This window comes from Actinomadura verrucosospora (assembly GCF_039540335.1).
In the GTDB taxonomy this organism is placed as follows: domain Bacteria; phylum Actinomycetota; class Actinomycetes; order Streptosporangiales; family Streptosporangiaceae; genus Spirillospora; species Spirillospora verrucosospora.
This window is the reverse complement of the sequence record NZ_BAABEV010000034.1, coordinates 45264-65278: the sequence shown is the minus strand read 5'-3', so window position 1 is coordinate 65278 and position 20015 is coordinate 45264. Positions and strand designations below refer to the sequence as shown.

The 20015-nt window shown below is 75.1% G+C and carries 14 protein-coding genes; 11 read left to right on the top strand and 3 right to left on the bottom strand.

The window, feature by feature from the left end; translation table 11 throughout:
- The first annotated feature begins 79 nt into the window (after positions 1-79).
- Positions 80-613, top strand: coding sequence for a CGNR zinc finger domain-containing protein (locus ABD944_RS29825; RefSeq protein ID WP_345182485.1), 534 nt, complete (start codon positions 80-82; stop codon positions 611-613).
- A gap of 75 nt (positions 614-688) precedes the next feature.
- The gene (locus tag ABD944_RS29820) at positions 689-2056 is read left to right on the top strand and encodes an aromatic acid exporter family protein (RefSeq protein ID WP_345182483.1); all 1368 of its coding nucleotides are present in this window, start codon (positions 689-691) and stop codon (positions 2054-2056) included.
- Positions 2057-2097: 41 nt separating this feature from the next.
- Here ABD944_RS29820 and ABD944_RS29815 read toward each other — a convergent pair whose 3' ends face one another.
- Positions 2098-3540, bottom strand: coding sequence for an LVIVD repeat-containing protein (locus ABD944_RS29815; RefSeq protein WP_345182480.1), 1443 nt, complete (start codon positions 3538-3540; stop codon positions 2098-2100).
- Positions 3541-3705: 165 nt separating this feature from the next.
- Between ABD944_RS29815 and ABD944_RS29810 the strand changes: the two genes are divergently transcribed.
- Genes ABD944_RS29810 through ABD944_RS29795 form a run of 4 tightly spaced genes read left to right on the top strand, consistent with a single transcriptional unit; the run spans position 3706 to position 7187 of the window.
- Positions 3706-5235: a peptide ABC transporter substrate-binding protein gene (locus ABD944_RS29810; protein WP_345182478.1), complete on the top strand. Its 1530-nt coding sequence runs from the start codon at positions 3706-3708 to the stop codon at positions 5233-5235.
- 17 nt (positions 5236-5252) lie between these two features.
- Positions 5253-5795 (top strand): NADPH-dependent FMN reductase, encoded by a 543-nt coding sequence (locus tag ABD944_RS29805; RefSeq protein ID WP_345182476.1) that lies wholly within the window; start codon positions 5253-5255, stop codon positions 5793-5795.
- Between the two features lie 31 nt (positions 5796-5826).
- Entirely contained in the window at positions 5827-6390 is a 564-nt protein-coding gene (locus ABD944_RS29800) for a TetR/AcrR family transcriptional regulator (RefSeq protein ID WP_345182474.1), read from the top strand.
- An 11-nt stretch (positions 6391-6401) separates the two neighbouring features.
- A complete protein-coding gene (locus ABD944_RS29795; RefSeq protein WP_345182472.1) occupies positions 6402-7187 on the top strand; it encodes an MBL fold metallo-hydrolase in 786 nt (261 codons plus the stop codon).
- Here ABD944_RS29795 and recD2 read toward each other — a convergent pair.
- Positions 7178-9409, bottom strand: coding sequence for an SF1B family DNA helicase RecD2 (recD2, locus tag ABD944_RS29790; RefSeq protein ID WP_378188374.1), 2232 nt, complete (start codon positions 9407-9409; stop codon positions 7178-7180). The genes ABD944_RS29795 and recD2 overlap by 10 nt on opposite strands.
- Before the next feature lie 137 nt (positions 9410-9546).
- On the opposite strand from recD2, the gene ABD944_RS29785 reads away from it, so the two are divergent.
- A complete protein-coding gene (locus tag ABD944_RS29785) occupies positions 9547-11676 on the top strand; it encodes a M28 family peptidase (RefSeq protein ID WP_345182468.1) in 2130 nt (709 codons plus the stop codon).
- A gap of 109 nt (positions 11677-11785) precedes the next feature.
- Positions 11786-13084, top strand: coding sequence for a serine hydrolase domain-containing protein (locus ABD944_RS29780; protein WP_345182466.1), 1299 nt, complete (start codon positions 11786-11788; stop codon positions 13082-13084).
- 13 nt (positions 13085-13097) lie between these two features.
- On the opposite strand, the gene mtnA is transcribed toward ABD944_RS29780, so the two are convergent.
- Positions 13098-14135 (bottom strand): S-methyl-5-thioribose-1-phosphate isomerase, encoded by a 1038-nt coding sequence (mtnA, locus tag ABD944_RS29775; RefSeq protein WP_345182463.1) that lies wholly within the window; start codon positions 14133-14135, stop codon positions 13098-13100.
- Positions 14136-14281: 146 nt separating this feature from the next.
- Between mtnA and ABD944_RS29770 the strand changes: the two genes are divergently transcribed.
- From ABD944_RS29770 to ABD944_RS29760, 3 genes are all read left to right on the top strand, one after another.
- Entirely contained in the window at positions 14282-15076 is a 795-nt protein-coding gene (locus ABD944_RS29770) for a hypothetical protein (RefSeq protein WP_345182461.1), read from the top strand.
- A complete protein-coding gene (locus ABD944_RS29765) occupies positions 15073-16593 on the top strand; it encodes a DNA polymerase Y family protein (protein ID WP_345182459.1) in 1521 nt (506 codons plus the stop codon). Before ABD944_RS29770 ends, ABD944_RS29765 begins: the two co-directional genes overlap by 4 nt.
- A gap of 69 nt (positions 16594-16662) precedes the next feature.
- Positions 16663-19932, top strand: a complete 3270-nt coding sequence (locus tag ABD944_RS29760) for an error-prone DNA polymerase (protein ID WP_345182457.1) — start codon at positions 16663-16665, stop codon at positions 19930-19932.
- Positions 19933-20015: the final 83 nt, after the last annotated feature.

Here is a 20015-nt window from a genome sequence, read left to right as displayed (position 1 = left end):
GGGCGCTCCGGTCCTCCGCCGCACCCGCCCGCCGCGACCTACCATTTACTGATCGACCGCGGGACCGGAGGCTCGGGCAATGCGCATCACCGGATACAAGAGCCATGGGGTGGCGGCCGCCGCCGCGCTGGTCAACGCCGCGACGGCGGCCGACGGGGACGACTCCCCCGACGCGCTGCGCCGCCTCCTGCGGGACAACCAGTTCTTCTGGCAGGAGTTCGAGGACGCCGACGCCGCCGACTTCCGGCGCTGGGGGCGGGTCCTGCGCCCCTTCTTCGAGGCGGCCCGGCTGGAGGAGGCGACGGCGATGCTGAACCGGCTGATGCTGGAGATGCCGATGCACCCGCACCTGGCCGACCACGAGCCGCACGGCCTGCACATGCACTACGCGCCGCCGTCGTCCCGCCTGGTGGAGCGGTTCCGGGCGACCACGCTGATGAACCTCGCCGAACTGATCGTCGAGCACGGGCTCGGCAGGACGGGCGTCTGCGCCGCCGACGGCTGCGACCGCGTGTACGCCGACACCTCGCGGGCGGGCCGGCGCCGGTTCTGCTCGGAGTCCTGCGCGAACCGGACGAACGTCGCCGCGTTCCGCGCCCGCCGGCGGGAGTGACCCGCGCCCTCCGCTCCCGAACCCAGCCGTTTTGTGATCTTTGTCCATCCCTGTGACCTTTACCCGCCTGCGGGAATGACAGAGCGCATGTCGCTCGTGTTCTTCCGCCGCCGCTCCGGCGAAGGTGATCGCGGCGGCCGCTCGCCGCTGCGGGTGGCCACGGAGGTGCGGTCCACCGCGTACCGCATCGCCCGCCTGACGATCACCGCCACGCTGGCGTTCGTGCTGGCCCTCGCGGTGCTGCCGGTCGGCGGGCCGCAGCCGCTGCTGGCGCCGCTGACCGCGCTGCTCGTCGTGCAGTTCTCCGTCTACCAGACGATCAAGGCGAGCGTCCTGCGGGTCGCCGCCGTCACCTCGGGGGTGCTGATCGCGGTGCTGGCCGCGAGCACCATCGGGTTCTCCTGGTGGACGCTCGGCCTGACGATCCTCGCCGCCCTGGTCATCGGGCACGCGCTGCGCCTCGGCGAGCACGTGCTGGAGGCGCCGATCTCCGCGATGCTGATCTTCGCGCTGGGGTCGGCCAGCGAGGCGGGCGCCGCCGACCGCGTCCTGGAGACGCTGATCGGCGCCGCCACCGGGCTGGCGGCGACGCTGCTGGTGCCGACGGTGCGGGTGCGGCCCGCCGAGGAGGCCGTCCAGGACGTCACCGAGAAGCTGCGGGAGCTGATCTCCGACATCGCCGACGGGCTGCGCGGCGAGCGCACCCAGGGTGAGGCCGCCCGCTGGCAGGCGGAGGCCGAGCGGCTCGCCCGCGAGCTCGGCCGCACCGACCGGGAGCTCGGCGCCGCCGAGGAGAGCGTCCGGCTCAACCCGCGGACGCGGGCGCGGCGGCTCATCGACGCCGGCGTCGCCCTGCGCAACGCCATGGAGACGCTGGAGCACTTCACGCTGTCGCTGCGGGGGCTCACCCGGTCCCTGGCCGACGACGAGCGGCTCGGCGACCGGGGCCGGCTGCTGACCGACCCCGAGCTGCGCCGCGAGCTCGGCGACGCGCTGGCCGGGATCGCGGCCAGCGTCGCCTCCTACGGCCGGCTGGCCCGCTCCGACCTGACCCGCGACGCCCGGCCGTTCCTCGCCGAGCACGAGCTGGAGGTCCGGGTGGACGTGGCCCGCGAGCGCCGCGCCCGGCTCACCCGGCGGCTGCACGAGCGGGCCGCGGCCGGGGACCTGTGGCCGCTGTACGGGGAGGTGTCCATGGACATCGACCGGCTCATCGAGAACCTGCGCGTCGAGCACCGGGCCCGCGCCCGCGAGCACTGGCGGCGGCACCGGGGCGCCTCCCGGCACCTGCCCGCGCGGCCCGTCCAGGTCGTCCAGCAGGCCGGGCAGCAGCTGCGCCGGGCGGCCGGGTCCGCGGTCGCGGCCGCCGAGCGCGGCGCCGGCGAGATCGAGACGCGCCACACCCGGCCCGAGCAGGACGAAGACCCGCCCCCGGGGGGATAGGGACGGGTCTTCGCGCGGGGCGTGGGGCCCCGGTGGGACGGTCAGCGGAAGGTGGGCTCCAGGACGTCGACGCCGCGGGTGTTGTCGGCGACGTAGACGTACTTGCCGTGCCAGTACGGCTGCCAGGAAGCGGCGTCCGCCGGGCGGTAGTAGGCGACCTGGCGCGGGTTCGTCGGGTCCGTGACGTCCAGGAACCGGGTGCCCTGCGAGTAGAACGACTGGGCGATCACGCCGTCGCGCACGTCGAAGTAGTGCGCCGAGCAGTCCGTGCTCTCGGGGTCGCTGCCCTCCTTGCCGGCCACGCCCCACGTCGCGACGGTGTTCAGGCGGAACTTGTGCTCCGGCGTGGACCGCCAGCCCTCACCGCCGTAGGAGCCCTTCAGCGACGCGATCACGAGCAGGCCGTCGTTGGCGCAGCCGTCGTTGAACGTCTCCTCGGTGACGTACAGCAGCTTTCCGTCGCCCCACCGGCGCGGGTCGGCGGCCTGGTCCCGGGTCCGCCCCACGGCCCGGTAGCTGTTGTGCATGAAGGTGGAGTTGGTGGTGGCCTCGTCCAGCCCGCCGCCCGCGTAGGGGACGGGGTCGACCGCGGTGGCCTTGCGCCACTTCCTCTTCACCGGGTCGTAGTGGCGGCCGGTGGTGTAGTAGCCGCGCACGCCGCCGCGCCCCGAGGCCCAGGCGACCCCTTCGGAGTCGACCTGGATGTCGTGGGTGTAGTCGGTCTTGCCGTCGTTGCGGCCCGTGTCGATCGGGTCCTTGTGGACCTTCGGCTTGGCGGGATCGCGGACGTCGGTGACCCAGACGGGGCGCCCGCCCCAGTCCGCGGGCATCCAGCTGGCCTTGGCGGGGCCGCCCGTCCACAGGTACTTGCAGTCGTCCACGCAGGTCGTCGTGTGCCCCGCGGGCACCGTCACGTAGGTGATCTGGCGCAGGCTCTCCGGCTTGGAGGCGTCCACGACGTAGATGCCCGACTCGCCGGTGGCGGTGGTGCCGCCGAACGCGCGCGGGTCGCGGGACAGGTAGATGATCTTGCGCTTGGGGTCGAAGTCGGTGTCCTCGGTCTCCCACATGCCCGGCATGTTCAGCTGCCCGACCAGCTTGGGGACGCGGGGGTCGGCGCTGATGTCGTAGGCCTTCAGCCCGAACTGGCCGGTCGCGTACATGATCGTCCGCTTGTGCGGACCCCGGCCGTAGTCCATGAACATCAGGGAGATGGCGCCCTTGGCGTCCGAGACCCCGCCGACGCGCCGCACCCCCTTGACCGCCTCGGACTTCGTGCTCGCGGGCGCGGCCCGGCGGTAGTGCCCGGCGTGGCCGCCGGCGCCCTCGCCGGCGGTGGCGGCGGCCTGCCCGGTCTGCGTCTTGGTGTTCTCCGGCTCGGGCGGGCACGCCCAGGCGCTGCCGGCCATCAGCGCAACGGACGCCGCGACCGCGACGCCGCCCTGCAGCAGGCGTCCGGAGGGAAAGGATGTGCGGGGGAGCATCGCGCCTCCACGGAATGGATCTTCGCAAGCGCCAGTGTGACCGCCGCCGCGCTCTTGATCAACAGGTCGGCGGGTCACGAAATGGCCTCAGCACCGTGAGGACTGGTGGGACCTGACACCGTGGTCTACCCTCCCCTGGGACCGCCCAGCTCCCGGGAGAGGCCAGTGAAGAGCTCAGCCCGCACCGCCGCCCTCGTCGCCGGCGCCGTGGCGGTGCTGGTGGCGCCGGTCGCGGCCCTGAAGGCGTGGAGCGAGCCCGCCGACCCGCGGATCTCGGTCGGCGCCCCGGCCCCCGCGACGCTGCTGCCCGGCGACGTCCGCGACGCCTCCGGCCGGATGATCGCCAACGCGGTGTGGACGGGCCTGGTCTCCTACGACGCGGAGACCGGCGCGCCCGCGAACGCCGCCGCCGAGTCGGTCACCAGCCCGGACCGGCGCGTCTGGACCGTCCGGCTCCGCCCCGGCGCGACCTTCCAGGACGGCTCGCCCGTCACGTCCCGCTCGTTCACCGGCGCCTGGACGGCCGTGCTGCGCGAGCGCTGGGCCGGGTCGCGCCTGTTCACCGACGTCGCCCGGGTCGAGGGCGCCCGCGCGGGCGAGGACGAAGTCCCGGGCCTGAAGGTGAAGGACGACCGGACCTTCGAGGTGACGCTGGACCGCCCGCTCAGCGGCTTCCCCGCCCTCCTCGGCGACCCGGCGTTCTTCCCGATGCCCGAGAGCGTCCTGGCGTCGCGCGACTGGGCGACCTACGGCCGCGCCCCGGTCGGCAACGGGCCCTTCCGGGTGACGTCCCGGAGCGCGCGGGAGATCGTCCTGCGCCGCCGGTCGGGCGAGGGCCGGTCCGTGGTCGTCAGGGCGATGCCGGACGCGAAGCGCCAGTACACCGCCGCCGGCGCCGGCGACCTCGACGTCGCCACGCTCGTGCCGCCGGACCGGCACGAGTCGATGGAGGCCGACTTCGGCGACCGGCACCTCGCGGTCCCCGGCCGCGACGTCACCTTCCTGGCGTTCCCGGCCCGGCTGGAGCGGCTGTCGTCCCCGACCGTCCGGACGGCGCTGTCGATGGCGATCGACCGGTCCGCCGTCACCGAGGGGCCCCTCGGCCACCAGTACTCCCCCGCCGACTCGCTCGTCGCGCCGGGCATCCGCCCCGGCCACCGCGAGGGGCAGTGCCGGTTGTGCGTCCACGACTCCAAGGCGGCGGCCGCCGCGCTCGCCGACGCGGGCGGGCTGAAGGGCCCGCTGAACCTCTGGTACGAGGCGGGCCGGGGCGACGACGCGTGGGTGAAGGCCGTCGCCGGCCAGCTCGGCAGGGAACTGAAGCTCGACGCCCGCCCCCGTCCCGTCGCCGACCTGCGCGAGGCCGTGGAGTCCCGCGAGGTGGACGGCCCCTTCGTCGTCCACACCACCGCCGCCTACCCCGCGCCCGTCGCGGCGCTGGCGCCGCTGCTGGACGCCGGAACCGGTCTCGACGACGAGTACGCGACCGGCCTCCTCACCGAGGCCGAGCGCGCGGCCACCCCGGAGGAGGGCGTGGTCCCCGCGCGCCTCGCCGAGAGCGCCCTGCTGCGCGACATGCCCGCGATGCCGCTGTGGTCCCGCCACGACCACCTGGTCTGGTCCGAGCGCGCCCGGGGCGTCACCGCCGACGCCTTCACGGGCCTGCGCCTCGACCGGCTGACCGTCGGAGACTGACGCGTAGCCTGACGATCATGACGAACGTGCTGATGCTCTGCGGGAGCCTGCGCAAGGGGTCCACGAACGAGGCGGCGCTGCGCACCGCGCGGGCGGTGGCGCCGGACGGGCTCGACACGACGCTCTACGCCGGCATGGGCGACCTGCCGCACTTCAACCCCGACGACGACCGCGAGCCGCCGCACCCGGCCGTCGCGGGGCTGCGCGCGGCGATCGGCGCCGCGGACGCCCTGCTGATCTGCACCCCGGAGTACGCGGGCGCGCTGCCCGGCTCGTTCAAGAACCTGCTCGACTGGACGATCGGCGGCGGCGAGATCTACGAGAAGCCCGTCGCCTGGCTGAACGTGGCCTCCCCCTCGGCGCCCACGGGCGGCGGCGACGCGCACGCCTCGCTGCGCAAGGTGCTCGGCTACGCGGGCACCGAGATCGTCGAGGCCGCGTGCGCGCGCATCCCGGTGACCCGGCCGGACGTGGGCGAGGACGGCCTGGTCCGCACCGCGGAGCCGCGCGCGCGGATCGCCGGGGCGATGGAGGCGCTGCACGCCGCGCTCCGGCGTTGACGTACTAGACCAGTCTACCTAGTATCGCCCCATGACACCTCGGGGCGAGACGCGCGAGCGCGTGCTGCGGACGGCGGCGGAGCTGTTCCAGCGGCAGGGCTACCACGGCACCGGGCTCAACCAGGTCCTCGCGGAGAGCGGGGCGCCGAAGGGCTCGCTGTACTTCCACTTCCCGGACGGCAAGGAGCAGCTCGCGTCGGAGTCGGTCGCGCTCTCCGGCCGCGCGGTGGGCGAGGCGCTCGCGGGCGCCCTGATCGCCGCGCCGGACGGCAGGGCCGGCCTCGCGGCCCTCGGCGACCACTTCGCGAACGCGCTGCTGGAGTCCGGCTTCGGCAAGGGGTGCCCGGTCGCGACGGTGGCGCTGGAGACGGCCGCCGAGAGCGAGACCATCCGCGCCGCCTGCGACGACACCTACACCGAGTGGCAGGGCGGCATCGCGGCCGCCCTGCGCGGCTGGGGCGTGCCGGACGAGCGCGCCGATCCGCTGGCCGCGCTCGTCCTGTCGTCGGTCCAGGGCGCGGTCATGCTGGCCCGCGTCCGGCGCGACGTGTCCGTCATCCACGAGGTCACCCGCCAGCTCGGCGACCTGCTCTGAAGGAGAACCCCATGCGCGTCCGCCATCTCGACTGCGCTCCCATGCGGGAGATCGAACCGGCCGACGGGCCGGAGAGCCCGCTGCGGCCCGCGCGGGCCGTGGGCCACGTGCTGCTGGTGGAGACCGACTCGGCCGGCCTCGTGCTCGTGGACGCCGGCATCGGGCTCGGCGACATCGAGCGCCCGTCCGAGCGGCTGCTGGACGACTGGGTGGAGATGGCGGGGCCGACCCTCGACCCGTCCGCGACGGCCGTCCGGCAGATCGAGGCGCTCGGGTACGCGGCGGCCGACGTCCGGCACGTCGTTCCCACGCACCTGCACCGCGACCACGCGGGCGGGCTGAGCGACTTCCCGGACGCGGCGGTCCACCTGTTCGAGGCGGAGCTCGCCGACGGAGGCAAGACCCCGGCCCAGCTCGCCCACGGCCCGGAGTGGGTCGCCTACGCGGGCGCCGAAGGCGAGACCTGGCACGGCTTCGAGGGCGTCCGGTCGCTGGAGGGCGTGCCCGAGGACGTCCTGCTGGTCCCCCTCGGCGGCCACACGCCGGGCCACGCGGGCGTGGCGGTCCGCGACGGCGACCGCTGGCTGCTGCACGCGGGCGACGCGTACATGTACCACGGGGAGGTCGACCGCCCCGACCCGGTCGTGCACCCGCTGATGGAGCTCGTCCAGGCGGGCGGCGAGGTCGACCGGGAGCTGCGCCTCGCGAACGTGGCCCGGCTGCGGGACCTGGCGCGCGGTGGCGACATCGAGATCTTCTGCGCCCACGACCCCTGGGAACTGGCCCGTTACCTCTGAGACAGGCGGTGGGTGAGGGCGGTGTGGCGGCGGCCGGCGCCGGCGGTGCGGACGGCGGCGGCCAGGGCCCGGCGCGACCCGACGAGGACCACCAGCTTCTTGGCCCGGGTGATGCCGGTGTAGAGCAGGTTGCGGCGCAGCATCATCCACGCGCCGGTGGTGAGCGGGATGACGACGGCCGGGTACTCGCTGCCCTGCGAGCGGTGGATCGTGATCGCGTACGCGTGGGCGAGCTCGTCCAGCTCGTCGAAGGCGTAGTCGACGCTCTCGTCCTCGTCGGTCACGACGGTCAGTGACTGCTCTTCCTGGGACACGGACGTGACGACGCCGACGGTGCCGTTGAAGACGCCGGCCTCGCCCTTGTCGTAGTTGTTGCGGAGCTGGGTGACCTTGTCGCCGACGCGGAACACGCGGCCGCCGTAGCGGCGCTCGGGACGGGCGTCGTCGTGCGGGGTCAGCGCCTCCTGCAGCAGCGAGTTCAGCGTGCCCGCCCCGGCGGCGCCCCGGTGCATGGGGGCGAGGACCTGGACGTCGCGGCGCGGGTCGAGGCCGAACCTGCGCGGGATGCGGTGGGCGACCACGTCGACCGTCAGCTCGGCGGCCTCGTCCTGCTCGTCGCAGGGGAACAGGAAGAAGTCGGGGTAGCCGCGGGTGTGGGGGTGCTCGCCGGAGTTGACGCGGTGCGCGTTGACGACGATGCCCGACTGCTGGGCCTGCCGGAAGATCTTCGTCAGCCGGACGCGCGGGACGGCCTCGGCGCCGAGCAGGTCGGCCAGCACCTCGCCCGCGCCGACGGAGGGGAGCTGGTCGACGTCCCCGACGAGCAGCAGGTGCGCGCCGCGCGGGATCGCCTTCACCAGCTTGTTGGCCAGGATGAGGTCGACCATGGAGCACTCGTCGACGACGACCAGGTCGGCGTCCAGGGGGTTGTCCTGGTCGAACCTGGGGTCGCCGCCCGGCTGGAGCTGGAGCAGGCGGTGCACGGTCGCGGCCTCGTGGCCGGTCAGCTCGGCGAGGCGCTTGGCCGCCCGGCCGGTCGGCGCCACCAGCACGATCTTGGCGTTCTTGGCGGCGGCCAGCTCCACCACCGAGCGGACGGTGAAGCTCTTGCCGCAGCCGGGGCCGCCGGTCAGCACGGCCACCTTGGACGTCAGCGCGAGCTTGACCGCGTCCTCCTGCTCGGGGGCGAGGGCCTGGCCGGTGCGCCGCTTCAGCCACGGCAGCGCCTTGCCCCAGTCGACGTCGGCGAACGCCTTGAGCCGGTCGGCGGGCGCGTCGAGCAGCTCCAGCAGCCCGCGGGCCAGGGAGCGTTCGGCCCGGTGGAACGGGACGAGGTACACGGCGGGGATCGTCGCGGCGTCGTCGCCGTCCCCCGGGATCGGCTCCCGGACGACGCCCTCCTCGCCCGCCAGCTCGTCGAGCGCCGGGACGATCAGCTCCCGCCCGACGCCGAGGATCTTCTCCGCCGCGGTGACGAGGTTGGGCTCGGGCAGGAAGCAGTGCCCGTCGTCGGCGGCCTCCGACAGCGTGTACTGCAGGCCCGCCTTGATGCGCTCGGGGCTGTCGTGCGGGATGCCGACGGCCTGCGCGATGGTGTCGGCGGTCTTGAACCCGATGCCCCACACGTCCGAGGCGAGCTGGTAGGGCCGCTTGCGGACGGTGTCGATCGAGGCGTCCCCGTACTGCTTGTAGACGCGGACGGCCAGGGACGTGGAGACGCCGACGCCCTGCAGGAAGACCATGACCTCCTTGATGGCCTTCTGCTCCTGCCAGGCGTCCCCGATGCGCTTGGTGCGCTTGGGGCCGAGGCCCTGGACCTCGACGAGCCGCTCCGGCTCCTCCTCGATGACGCGCAGGATGTCGGTGCCGAAGTGCCCGACCATCCGGTCGGCCATCACGGGGCCGATGCCCTTGATCATGCCGGAGCCGAGGTAGCGGCGGATGCCCTGGATCGTCGCCGGCAGGACGGTCGTGTAGGAGTCGACCTCGAACTGCTTGCCGTACTTCGGATGCGAGCGCCACCGCCCCACCAGGCGCAGGCTCTCCCCCACCTGCGCGCCGAGCAGCGCGCCGACGACGGTGAGCAGGTCGGGCCCGCTCTTGGCGGTCGCGACGCGCGCGACGGTGTAGCCGGTGTCCTCGTTGGCGTAGGTGATCCGTTCCAGCACCGCCTCCAGCTCCGCCGGACGCGGCGTGGCGGGTGGGTTCGGGGAGGCCGGCACGCCCACCATGGTGCCCGATCGGCCCGGTGGGATGGCCGGATCCGGCAGACGTTCTGGATCTTCCCGTGATCACGACATACGTTCCGGGCGCACCCGTACACCAGCACCCATACAACGCGTACTGGGAGGTATCACCGGTGTTCCGCTCCCGAACCCGGGCACTGGCCGCGGCCGGCGGCCCCGCCCTGTCCGTCGTCCTCGCGCTCGCGGCCGCTCCGGCCGCGGCCTCGCCCCCCGCCCCGGCGAAGGACGGTCCGATCGCGGGCTTCACCGCGAAGAGCGCGCAGTGGCAGCGCCGGTACGAGCGGCTGCTGTCGGCCGTCCCGTCCGCGCGGACGGCCCGCGACCTGGACGCCGAGCTGGCGCGCGAGCCCGCGCTGGCCACCACGACCGGTGACCGGCACCGCGTCGGGCGGATCGTCGCCCGCCTCCGGTCCTACGGCCTGAAGCCCGAGGTCAGGACGTACTACGCCTACCTGTCCATGCCGGAGCGGGTGCGGGTCGAGATGACGGCGCCGCGGCACCGGACCCTGCCGGTCAAGGAGAGGCCGCGGCCCTGGCAGCGGTTCTACGACCAGGTCGTCCCCTCCCACAACGGCATGTCGCCGTCCGGGAACGTGCGGGGCGAGGTCGTCTACGCCAACTACGGCCGCCCCGAGGACTTCTCGCTGCTCGCGAGGAACGGCGTCTCGGTCAAGGGCAAGATCGTCCTCGTCCGGTACGGGGCGGTGTTCCGCGGCATCAAACCGCGCGAGGCGGCCCGGCGCGGCGCCAAGGCGGTGCTCATCTACTCCGACCCGGCCGACGACGGGTCCGCGCGCGGCCCGGTGTACCCGGCCGGGCCGTGGCGCGCCTCCGACGGCATCCAGCGCGGCAGCATCGCGCAGATCCAGCTCGCGGCCGGGGACCCCCAGACGCCCGGCTGGCCGTCGGTGAAGGGCGCGCGGCGCGTCCCGCCGTCGGAGGCGCCGATGCTGAAGGGGCTGGTCCCGACCACGCCCATCTCCTACGGCGCGGCCGAACCGCTGCTGCGCGCGTTGAAGGGCAAGGAGGTGCCGAAGGAATGGCAGGGCGGCCTTCCGTTCACGTACCGCTTCGGGCCGGGCGGGACGCAGGCGCACCTGGATGTGAAGAACACCTTCCAGGTGCGCCCGCTGTGGGACGTCATCGTGCGGATCCCCGGCAGCGAGCACCCCGAGCAGGAGGTCATGCTCGGCGCGCACCACGACTCCTGGGTGTACGGCAGCAGCGACAACCTGTCGGGCACCGAGAACGTTCTCCAGGTGGGGCGCGCCCTGGGGACGCTGCTCAAGAAGGGGTGGCGTCCTAAGCGCACGGTCGTCCTGGCCACGTGGGACGGCGAGGAGTACGGGCTGTTCGGCTCCACCGAGTACGCCGAGCAGCGCGCGGACCTGCTCCGCAACACCGTCGCCTACGTGAACATGGACGGCGCCGGAGGGTCGCATTTCGGCGCGTCGGCGACGCCCGCGCTGGACCGGTCGGTCATCGACGCCTCCAAGGAGGTTCTCTGGCCCGGTACGGACGGGACGCTGTACGAGGCGTGGAAGGCGCAGAACGCCGGCGAGACCCCGATCGACCGCATCGGCGGCGGCTCGGACTTCCAGGCGTTCTTCCAGCGGTACGGGGTGCCCGCCATGGACGTCGGCGCCGCGTCGCCGGGATCGTCTGGGAACTACCACTGCTCCTGCGACGACTTCTACTGGATGGAGCACTTCGGCGACCCGTCCTGGGAGTACCACGCGGCGATGGCGCGGCTGGCCGGCATCGCGACGCTGCGGCTCGCCAACGCCGACGTGATCGCGATGGGCTACCGCCCGTACGCGCAGGAGACGGCCCAGTACCTCGCCGACTTCACCGCCGAGCAGCGCAGGCGGCTCGGGTCCGTGGTCGTGGACGTCTCGCGCGACATCGCGCAGGCCGGGGCGTGGCAGCGGGCGGCGGAGGCGCTCCAGGCGCGCGCGGGGAAGGCACTGCGCGAGGGCGACACGGCCGCGTTCCGCCGCCTCAACGACAAGATCATGCAGACGGAGCGGGACCTGCTGGCGCGGGCCGGGCTGCCGGGCCGCCCCTGGTACCGGCACCAGATCTACGCGCCCGGGATCGACACCGGCTACGCCACGCAGCGGCTGCCCGGGCTGAACGACGCGCTGTTCACGGACCGCGACGTCCGCGCCGCCAGGGAGCAGGAGGCCCGCCTGTTCGAGGGACTGCGCGCCGCCACCCGCACCCTCACCCCGGAGGAGTGACCCGGAAGGCGTTCCCGCCGGAAACCGGCCACCTCGCCTCAAGATCATGTTAGTTTCCCCGCGCACCCCATTTGGATCTTGTGGGGGCAGGTGATCTGGAGGGGACGCGATGGCGCAGGGGCTCAGTCGGCGTGACTTCGGCAGGCTCGTGGGATCCGCAGGGCTCGGCCTCGCGGCGCCCGCGCTCGCCGGCGGATGCGGCACGGCGACCCAGCGGGCGGCGACGCGGGCGGGCACGCGGACGTGGCGGGTCTCCGGGACGGCGGGCGCCGGGCTCGGCGGCTTCGACAGCGCCGTCAAGTCGCTGATGCAGGCCCGGAACATCCCGTGCGGGTCGCTCGCCGTCATGCGCAAGGGCAAGCTCGTGCTCGCGCGCGGCTACACCTGGAGCGACGACGCGGCGCTGAGCGTCCAGCCGACGTCGCTGTTCCGGCTCGCCAGCCTCAGCAAGGCCGTCACGGCGACGGCGGTCGCCCGGCTCGTCCAGGACGGCAGGCTCAGCCTGTCGGCGCCCGTGACCGACCTGCTGACGCTGACGCCGCCGCCCGGCCAGTCCGCCGACCCGCGCCTCGCGCAGGTGACGGTGCGGCGGCTGCTGCAGCACCTCGGCGGCTGGGACCGCGACGTCTCCGGCGACCCGACCTACCGCGACCGCGCCACGGCGCAGCTGCTGGGCGTTCCGCTGCCGATCACCCGGGAGCACATGGTCCAGTACGGGACGGGCCTGAAGCTCGACCACGACCCCGGCACCACGTTCGCCTACAGCAACTACGGCTACCTGCTCCTCGGCCAGATCATCGCCAAGGCCGCGGGCATGGGCTACGAGCAGTACGTCCAGCAGAGCGTGCTGGGCCCCATGGGGATCACCCGGATGCGGCCCGGCCGGTCGCTGAAGGCCGACCGCGCGCCCGGGGAGGTGCCCTACTTCTCGCAGCGGACCGGCCCGTCGGTGTTCGACGCGGCCGGGACGACCCTCCCGGCCCCCTACGGCACGTTCAACGTGGAGAACCGCACCGCGATGGGCGGCTGGCTCGCGTCCGCCGTCGACTACGTGCGCTTCACCCGGATCCACGACGGCGGGACGAGCGTGCTGAACTCCTCCTCGATCGCCTCGATCTTCGCCAAGCCGGAGACGGGCCTGAACTCGGGCGGGTCCTACTACGGCTTCGGCTGGTACGTGCGCGACGTGACGGGCGGCCGGAACACCTGGCACTCCGGCGCGCTCGACGGAACCAGCACGATCGTGACGCGCCGCTACGACGGCGTGACCTGGGCGCTGCTGTTCGACCAGCGCGACGACCCCTCCGGGCTCACCTACGAGTACGACGACTTCAGCGCCCCGCTGCACAAGGTCGCGAACGCGGTGACGACCTGGCCGTCCACGGACCTGTTCGGCACGTACTTCTGACCCGTCCCCGGAGCTAGACCCGGGACGCGGCGGCGGCCGCGGGCGTGGCGCCCGCCGAGACCTCCAGCACGCCCGTCTCGGTGACCAGCGCGGTCACGAGGCGGGCGGGCGTCACGTCGAACGCGGGGTTGTACGCGCCGACCCCCTCCGGGGCGGTCCGCGCGCCGCCCCAGGCCAGGACCTCCCCGGCGTCGCGCTCCTCGATCGGCACGCCCGCGCCGTCGGGGAGCGCGAGGTCGACCGTGCTCCACGGCGCGGCGACCACCAGCGGGATCCCGGCCTCCCGGCAGGCCAGCGCCACGCCGACCGAGCCGATCTTGTTGGCGGTGTCGCCGTTGGCGGCGATCCGGTCGGCGCCGATGACCGCGACGTCCACCAGCCCGCGCAGGACGGTGCTCGGCGCGGCCCCGTCCGCCTGCACCACGCAGGGGATCCCGGCCTGGTCGAGCTCCCACGCGGTGAGCCGCGCGCCCTGCAGCAGGGGGCGGGTCTCGTCCGCGTAGACGATCTCGACGCGTCCCCGGCCGTGCAGTTCCCTGACGACGCCGAGGGCCGTCCCCCAGCCGGCGGTGGCGAGCGAGCCGGCGTTGCAGTGCGTCAGCACGCGCAGGGGCCGGTCTCCCGCCCGGGCGAGGATCCAGTCGGCGCCGAAGGCCCCGATGGCCCGGTTGCCGCGCACGTCCTCGTCGAGCAGGGCCTGGGCCTCGGCCGCCACCGCGTCGGCGCCCCGCGCGACGAACGGCAGGACCCGGTCCACCCCGGCGGCCAGGTTCACCGCCGTGGGGCGGGCCTCCCGGACCCGGGCGATCGCGGCGTCGCGCCCGGCGGCGTCCCAGCCCTCGCGCTCGGCCTGGCGCACCGCGACGGCGACGCCGAACGCGCCCGCCACGCCCAGCGCGGGGGCGCCCCGCACCACCAGCCGCCGGATCGCGTCGACGAGCGCGTCGACGTCGCGGACCGCGAGGAACTCCACCCGGTGGGGCAGGACGGTCTGGTCCAGCAGGCGCAGGGCGTCGCCCGTCCATTCGATGGTCGGCACATCGGTCGTCATATCTCCATCATGCCCAAAAATGCCGTGAAGCCCGGCCCTATCGGGCTTTCGGACGTGCCCGGCCCCCCGGCGTGACCTGCGACAACTTGACACAGGTCGAACTCATGTTCGAGATTTGTGTGGGAGGATGCGAGAGGAGGGCGAGCGTGCCGGAGGCGGCCCTGCGGGATCTTGCGGCGGCGCTGGAGGCCACCGGCCCGGCGGCGCTCACGGGCGCCGGACCGGGGACCGTGCCGGTGCTGCCCGCCCTGCGGACCGTGGTCCCCGGCGGCGGGCTGCGCCCCGGCTCGGTCGTCGGCCTGGACGGCCCCGGCGCCGCCTCCCTCGGCCTCGCCCTCGCCGCGGGCGTGTCCCGGCACGGCGGCGAGGACGGCGCCGGCGGCTGGTGCGCGGTCGTCGGCCTGCCGGGGTTCGGCGTGGCCGCCGCGGCGGGCATGGGCGCCGCGCCCGAGCGGCTGCTGCTCGTCGACGAGCCCGGCGACCGCTGGCCGGACGTGGTCGCCGCCCTGGCCGAGGCCGTCGAGCTGGTCCTGCTGTGCCCGCCGGAGCGTCCCGGCGCCGCCGCGGTCCGCCGGCTGTCGGCGCTGGCCCGCAAGCACGGCTGCGTCCTCACGCTGACCGGCGCTTTCGCCCGCGACTGGCCCGGCGCCCGGCTCCGCCTCCGCGTGGAGGACCCGGTCTGGGAGGGGCTCGCCGGCGGGCACGGCAGGCTCACCGGCCGCCGCGTCCAGGTCGTCGCCGAGGGGCGCGACGCCCCCGGCGCCGGCCGCCGCGCGAGCCTGTGGCTCCCCGCGCCCGACGGCACCGTCCGGCCGGTGGAGACCGCGCGGCCGCCGCTGGAGCTCGTGCCCGGCGCCGTGGCGGCGGGCGCGCCCGTCCATCCGCGGCCGTCCGGCCCGCCGCCGCTCGTGCGGGTGCCGGCCGAGGAGGGGATCGCGTGACCAGGGTCCTGGCGGCGTGGTGCCCCGACTGGCCGGTCACCGCGGTCGGCATCGACGCGGCGGCCCCGGGCGCCGTGGTCGTGCGGGGACAGGTGGCGGCCTGCTCGGCGGCGGCCCGGGCCGAGGGTGTGCGGCGCGGGCAGCGGATCCGCGATGCCCAGCGGCGGTGCCCGGAACTGGTGGTGCGCGAGCGCGACACCGACGCGGAGGGACGCCGCTTCGAGGCGGTGGCGCAGGCGGTCGCGGAGCTGACGCCGCGCGTGGAGGTGGTGCGGCCGGGCCTGTGCGCCATCCCGGCGCGCGGCCCGGCCCGGTTCTACGGGGGCGAGGAGGCGCTGCGCGTCCTGGTGCAGGACACGGTCGTCGAGGCCGGCCACGACTGCGGGTCGGGGGTCGCGGACGGGCTGTTCGCGGCCGAGCTCGCGGCGCGCGCCGGGCAGGGCGGCGTCGTGGTGCCGGAGGGCGGCGCGGCGGCGTTCCTCGCGCCGTACCCGCTGTCGGTGCTCGACCGGCCGGAGCTGGCCGACCTGCTCCGGCGGCTCGGCGTCACGACCCTCGGCGACTTCGCGGCGCTGCCGTCCGGGCACGTCGCGGGCCGCTTCGGGACCGACGGGGCGCTCGCGCACCGGCTGGCGCGGGGCGAGGAGCCGCGCCCGCTCGCGCCGGCCCGCGCCGCCGCCGACCTGTCGGTGCGCGGCGGCTTCGACCCGCCCGCCGAGCAGGCGGAACGGGTCGTGTTCGCGGCGAAGCGGCTGGCGGGCGAGCTGCACGAGGGCCTCGCCGCGGGCGGGCTGGCGTGCGTGCGGCTGGAGATCGCGGTCGGGTTCGCCGACGGGCACGTCCTGCGGCGGCTGTGGCGGCACGACGGGCTGTCGGCGCTGGCCGTCGCCGAGCGGGTGCGGTGGCAGCTGTCGGCCCACCGGCCGGCCGGGCGGGACGGGGGCGACGACGCCTGGGGCGGCGTGACGTGGGTGGAGCTGGCGCCCGACCAGCTCGTCCCCGACCTCGGACGGCAGGAGGGGCTCTGGGGGCGCACCACCGTCACCGACCGCATCGCGCGGGCCGCCGACCGGATCCAGGCGCTCCTCGGCCACCGCGGGATCGCGCGGCCGGTGCTGGTGGGCGGGCGCGGGCCGGGCGAGCGGGTCGTCCGCGTCCCGGTCGGCGACCTCGCCCCGGCCGAGCCGCGGGAGGGGCCGTGGCCCGGGAGCGTGCCCGGGCCCGCGCCCTCGGTCGTCCCGGCGGCGCCGGTGCCCGCCGGGGCCGCCGGCGCGTCCGGCGCGGCGGTCGTGGTGTCGGCGCGCTGCGAGGTGCCCGCGCCGCCCGCGACGCTCCGCGTGCGCGGGCGCCCCGCCGCCGTGACCGGCTGGACGGGCCCGTGGCCCGCCGACGAGCGCTGGTGGGACCCGGCCGCCGCCCGCCGCCGCGCCCGGTTCCAGGTCACCACCGACGACGGCGCCGCCTACCTGCTCGCCGTCGAGGGCGGGCGCTGGCATGTCGAGGCCGTTTATGACTGAGCCGCCGTTGAAGACCGAGCCGCCGTTCGTGACCGAGCCGCCATTCATGACAGAGAGGCTCTCCGGCTGATGGGATGGCACAATCCGCCGATCCCGTGGCGGGAGTTCGAGGAGCGGCTGTCGTGGCGGCCCGGCGGGCGGGCCCCCGAGCCGCCGCCGGAGCCGGCCGGCGTCCCCCGCCGCGCCGAGGCCCGCGTGCCGTGGGCGGAGCTGCACGTCCACTCCTCGTTCAGCTTCCTGGACGGGGCGAGCGACCCCGCATCGCTGGTCGCCGAGGCGGCGCGGCTCGGCGTGCAGGCGATGGCCGTCACCGACCACGACGGCATGTACGGGGCGGTGCAGTTCGCGCAGGCCGCGGGCGAGGCCGGGATCGGCACGGTCTTCGGCGCGGAGCTGGGCCTCGGCATGCCCGGGCCGCGGACCGGCGAGCCCGACCCGGCCGGCCGGCACCTGCTGGTCCTCGCCCGGGGCGCCCCCGGGTACGCGCGGCTCTGCTCGGCGATCACGTCCGCGCAGCTCGCGGGAGGACGGAAGGGCAGGCCCGTCTACGACGCGGGCGCGCTGGCCGAGGCGCACGGCGGCCACTGGGCCGTCCTCACCGGCTGCCGGAAGGGCCCGGTCCCGGCGGCGCTGGAGGCGGGCGGCCCGGACGCGGCGGAGCGGGAGCTGCGCGAGCTGGTCGGCGCCTACGGCCGCGACAACGTGTTCGTCGAGCTGGTCGACCACGACCAGCCCGACGACGACCTGCGCAACGACGCCCTGTTCGCGCTGGCGCGCCGGGTCGGGGTGGACGTGGTGGCGTCCAACAACGTGCACTTCGCCGCGCCCGGCGCCGACGCGCGGCTCGCGCAGGCCATGGCCGCCGTCCGGGCACGGCGCGGCCTGGACGACATGGCCGGCTGGCTTCCGGCGGGCGGCACCGCCCACATCCGCAGCGGCGCGGAGATGGCGGGGCGGCTCGCGCGGTTCCCCGGCGTCCGCGAGCGGACGGTCGCGCTGGCGGAGGAGTGCCGGTTCGACTTCGACGTGGTCGCGCCCCGGCTGCCCGACTGGCCCGTCCCGGACGGGCACGACGAGGCGAGCTGGCTGCGGCGCCTGGTGAAGGAGGGCGCGCTCCGGCGGTACGGGCCGCCCGAGAGGGAGCGGGTCTCCGGCGCCTACGAGCAGATCGCCCGGGAGCTGGACGTCATCGAGCAGCTCCGCTTCCCCGGCTACTTCCTGATCGTGCACGACATCGTGGAGTTCTGCCGGAGCAGGGGGATCCTGTGCCAGGGCCGGGGATCGGCGGCCAACTCGGCGGTCTGCTACGCGCTCGGCATCACCGGGGTCGACGCCGTCCGCCACGGCCTGCTGTTCGAGCGCTTCCTGTCGCCGGGGCGGGACGGCCCGCCCGACATCGACCTGGACATCGAGCACCGGCGCCGGGAGGAGGCCATCCAGTACGTCTACGGGAAGTACGGGCGGGAGCGCACGGCGCAGGTCGCGAACGTCATCAGCTACCGCCCGCGCATGGCCGTCCGGGACGCGGCGCGCGCCCTCGGCTTCTCCCCCGGCCAGCAGGACGCGTGGTCGAAGAGCATCGACCCGCGCGACCCCGTCGGGACGGAGGCCGGCATCCCGGCGCCGGTGAAGGAGCTGGCGGACCGGATGCTGGCGCTCCCCCGCCACCTCGGCATCCACTCCGGCGGCATGGTGATCGCGGACCGGCCCGTCGGGGAGATCTGCCCGATCGAGTGGGCGACGATGCCGGGCCGCACCGTTCTGCAGTGGGACAAGGACGACTGCGCGGCGGCCGGGCTCGTCAAGTTCGACCTGCTCGGGCTCGGGATGCTCGCGGCGCTGCACGACTGCTTCGACCTGGTGGCCGAGCACCACGGGGTCCGGCACGACCTCCAGTCGATCCCGCCGGACGACCCGGAGGTCTACGACATGCTGTGCGATGCCGACACGGTCGGGGTGTTCCAGGTCGAGTCGCGGGCGCAGATGGCGACGCTGCCCCGGCTGAGGCCCCGCGAGTTCTACGACCTGGTGGTGGAGGTGGCGCTGATCAGGCCGGGGCCGATCCAGGGCGGATCCGTGCACCCCTACCTGCGGCGGCGCAAGGGCCTGGAGCCCGCCGACTGCCCGCACCCGCTGATGGAGCCGGCCCTGTCCCGCACGCTCGGCGTCCCGCTGTTCCAGGAGCAGATGATGCAGCTCGCCGTCGACTGCGCGGGATTCACCCCCGCCGAGGCCGACCAGCTCCGGCAGGCGATGGGCGCCAAGCGCGCCCCCGAGCGCGTCGAGCGGCTGAGGCGGCGGCTGCTCGACGGGATGGCCGAGCGCGGCATCCCGGCCCCCGTCGCGGAGAGCGTGTACGAGAAGATCCTCGGCTTCACCGGGTTCGGGTTCCCCGAGTCGCACGCGCAGAGCTTCGCGCATCTGGTGTACGCGAGCGCCTGGCTGAAGCGCCACCACCCCGCCGCGTTCACCGCGGCTCTGGTGCGCAACCAGCCGATGGGGTTCTACAGCCCGCAGAGCCTTCTCGCCGACGCCCGGCGGCACGGTGTCGTGGTCCGGGGCGTGGACATCAACGCCAGCGACGTCCACCCCACGCTGGAGGAGCCCGTCGAGGCCGACTCCGGCCATCCCCACGCGCCCGCGACGCCGCAGCCCGCGATCCGGCTGGGGTTGTCGGGCGTCCGCAACCTGGGGGACGACACCGCCGAGGCCGTCGCGGCGGGACGCCCCTACACGAGCATGGAGGACCTCGCCCGCCGCGTGCCGCTGTCGGCCGGCGCCCTGGAGGCGCTCGCCACCGCGGGCGCGTTCGACCGGTTCGGCCTGTCGCGGCGCGAGGCCCTCTGGGCGGCGGGCGCGCTGGCGGGCTCCGGCCCGGGGCGGATCGAGGGCGTCACGCCGGGCGCGTCCGCGCCCGCCCTGCCGGCCATGACGCCGATCGAGGAGACCCTCGCCGACCTGTGGGCCACCGGCGTCTCCCACACCCATCCCGTCGCGCACGTCCGGGAGGCGCTGGACGAGCTGGGCGCGCTGCCGTCCGCGCGGCTCGCGGAGACGCCGGGCGAGACCAACGTCGTCGTCGCCGGGCTCGTCACCCACCGGCAGCGCCCGCCGACGGCCGGCGGCATCGTGTTCATGACCCTGGAGGACGAGACCGGCATCATCAACGTGGTGTGCCCGCCGCAGGTGTTCCAGCGGTTCCGCGGCCTGGCCGTCGACTCCCAGGCGCTGCTGGTCGGCGGCCGTCTGGAACGCGTGGACGGGGTCACCAACGTCCGGGCCACCCGGCTGCGCCGCCTGCCGGTCCCCGGCCGCGTCCGGGCCCGGAACTTCCACTGAGACGAGATCGGGCGGCCCGCGCTAGAACCTCACCGCCTCCTCTGTCATCGTATGGAGGCGTTGGGGCCGCGTGCCGCCGTGGA

Bases quoted from the DNA above. Each gene is read 5' to 3' on its own strand.
- ABD944_RS29825 (WP_345182485.1), top strand. From the start codon at position 80: ATGCGCATCACCGGATACAAGAGCCATGGGGTGGCGGCCGCCGCCGCG.
- ABD944_RS29820 (WP_345182483.1), top strand. From the start codon at position 689: ATGACAGAGCGCATGTCGCTCGTGTTCTTCCGCCGCCGCTCCGGCGAA.
- ABD944_RS29815 (WP_345182480.1), bottom strand. From the start codon at position 3,540: ATGCTCCCCCGCACATCCTTTCCCTCCGGACGCCTGCTGCAGGGCGGC.
- ABD944_RS29805 (WP_345182476.1), top strand. From the start codon at position 5,253: ATGACGAACGTGCTGATGCTCTGCGGGAGCCTGCGCAAGGGGTCCACG.
- ABD944_RS29800 (WP_345182474.1), top strand. From the start codon at position 5,827: ATGACACCTCGGGGCGAGACGCGCGAGCGCGTGCTGCGGACGGCGGCG.
- ABD944_RS29795 (WP_345182472.1), top strand. From the start codon at position 6,402: ATGCGCGTCCGCCATCTCGACTGCGCTCCCATGCGGGAGATCGAACCG.
- ABD944_RS29780 (WP_345182466.1), top strand. From the start codon at position 11,786: ATGGCGCAGGGGCTCAGTCGGCGTGACTTCGGCAGGCTCGTGGGATCC.
- mtnA (WP_345182463.1), bottom strand. From the start codon at position 14,135: ATGACGACCGATGTGCCGACCATCGAATGGACGGGCGACGCCCTGCGC.
- ABD944_RS29760 (WP_345182457.1), top strand. From the start codon at position 16,663: ATGGGATGGCACAATCCGCCGATCCCGTGGCGGGAGTTCGAGGAGCGG.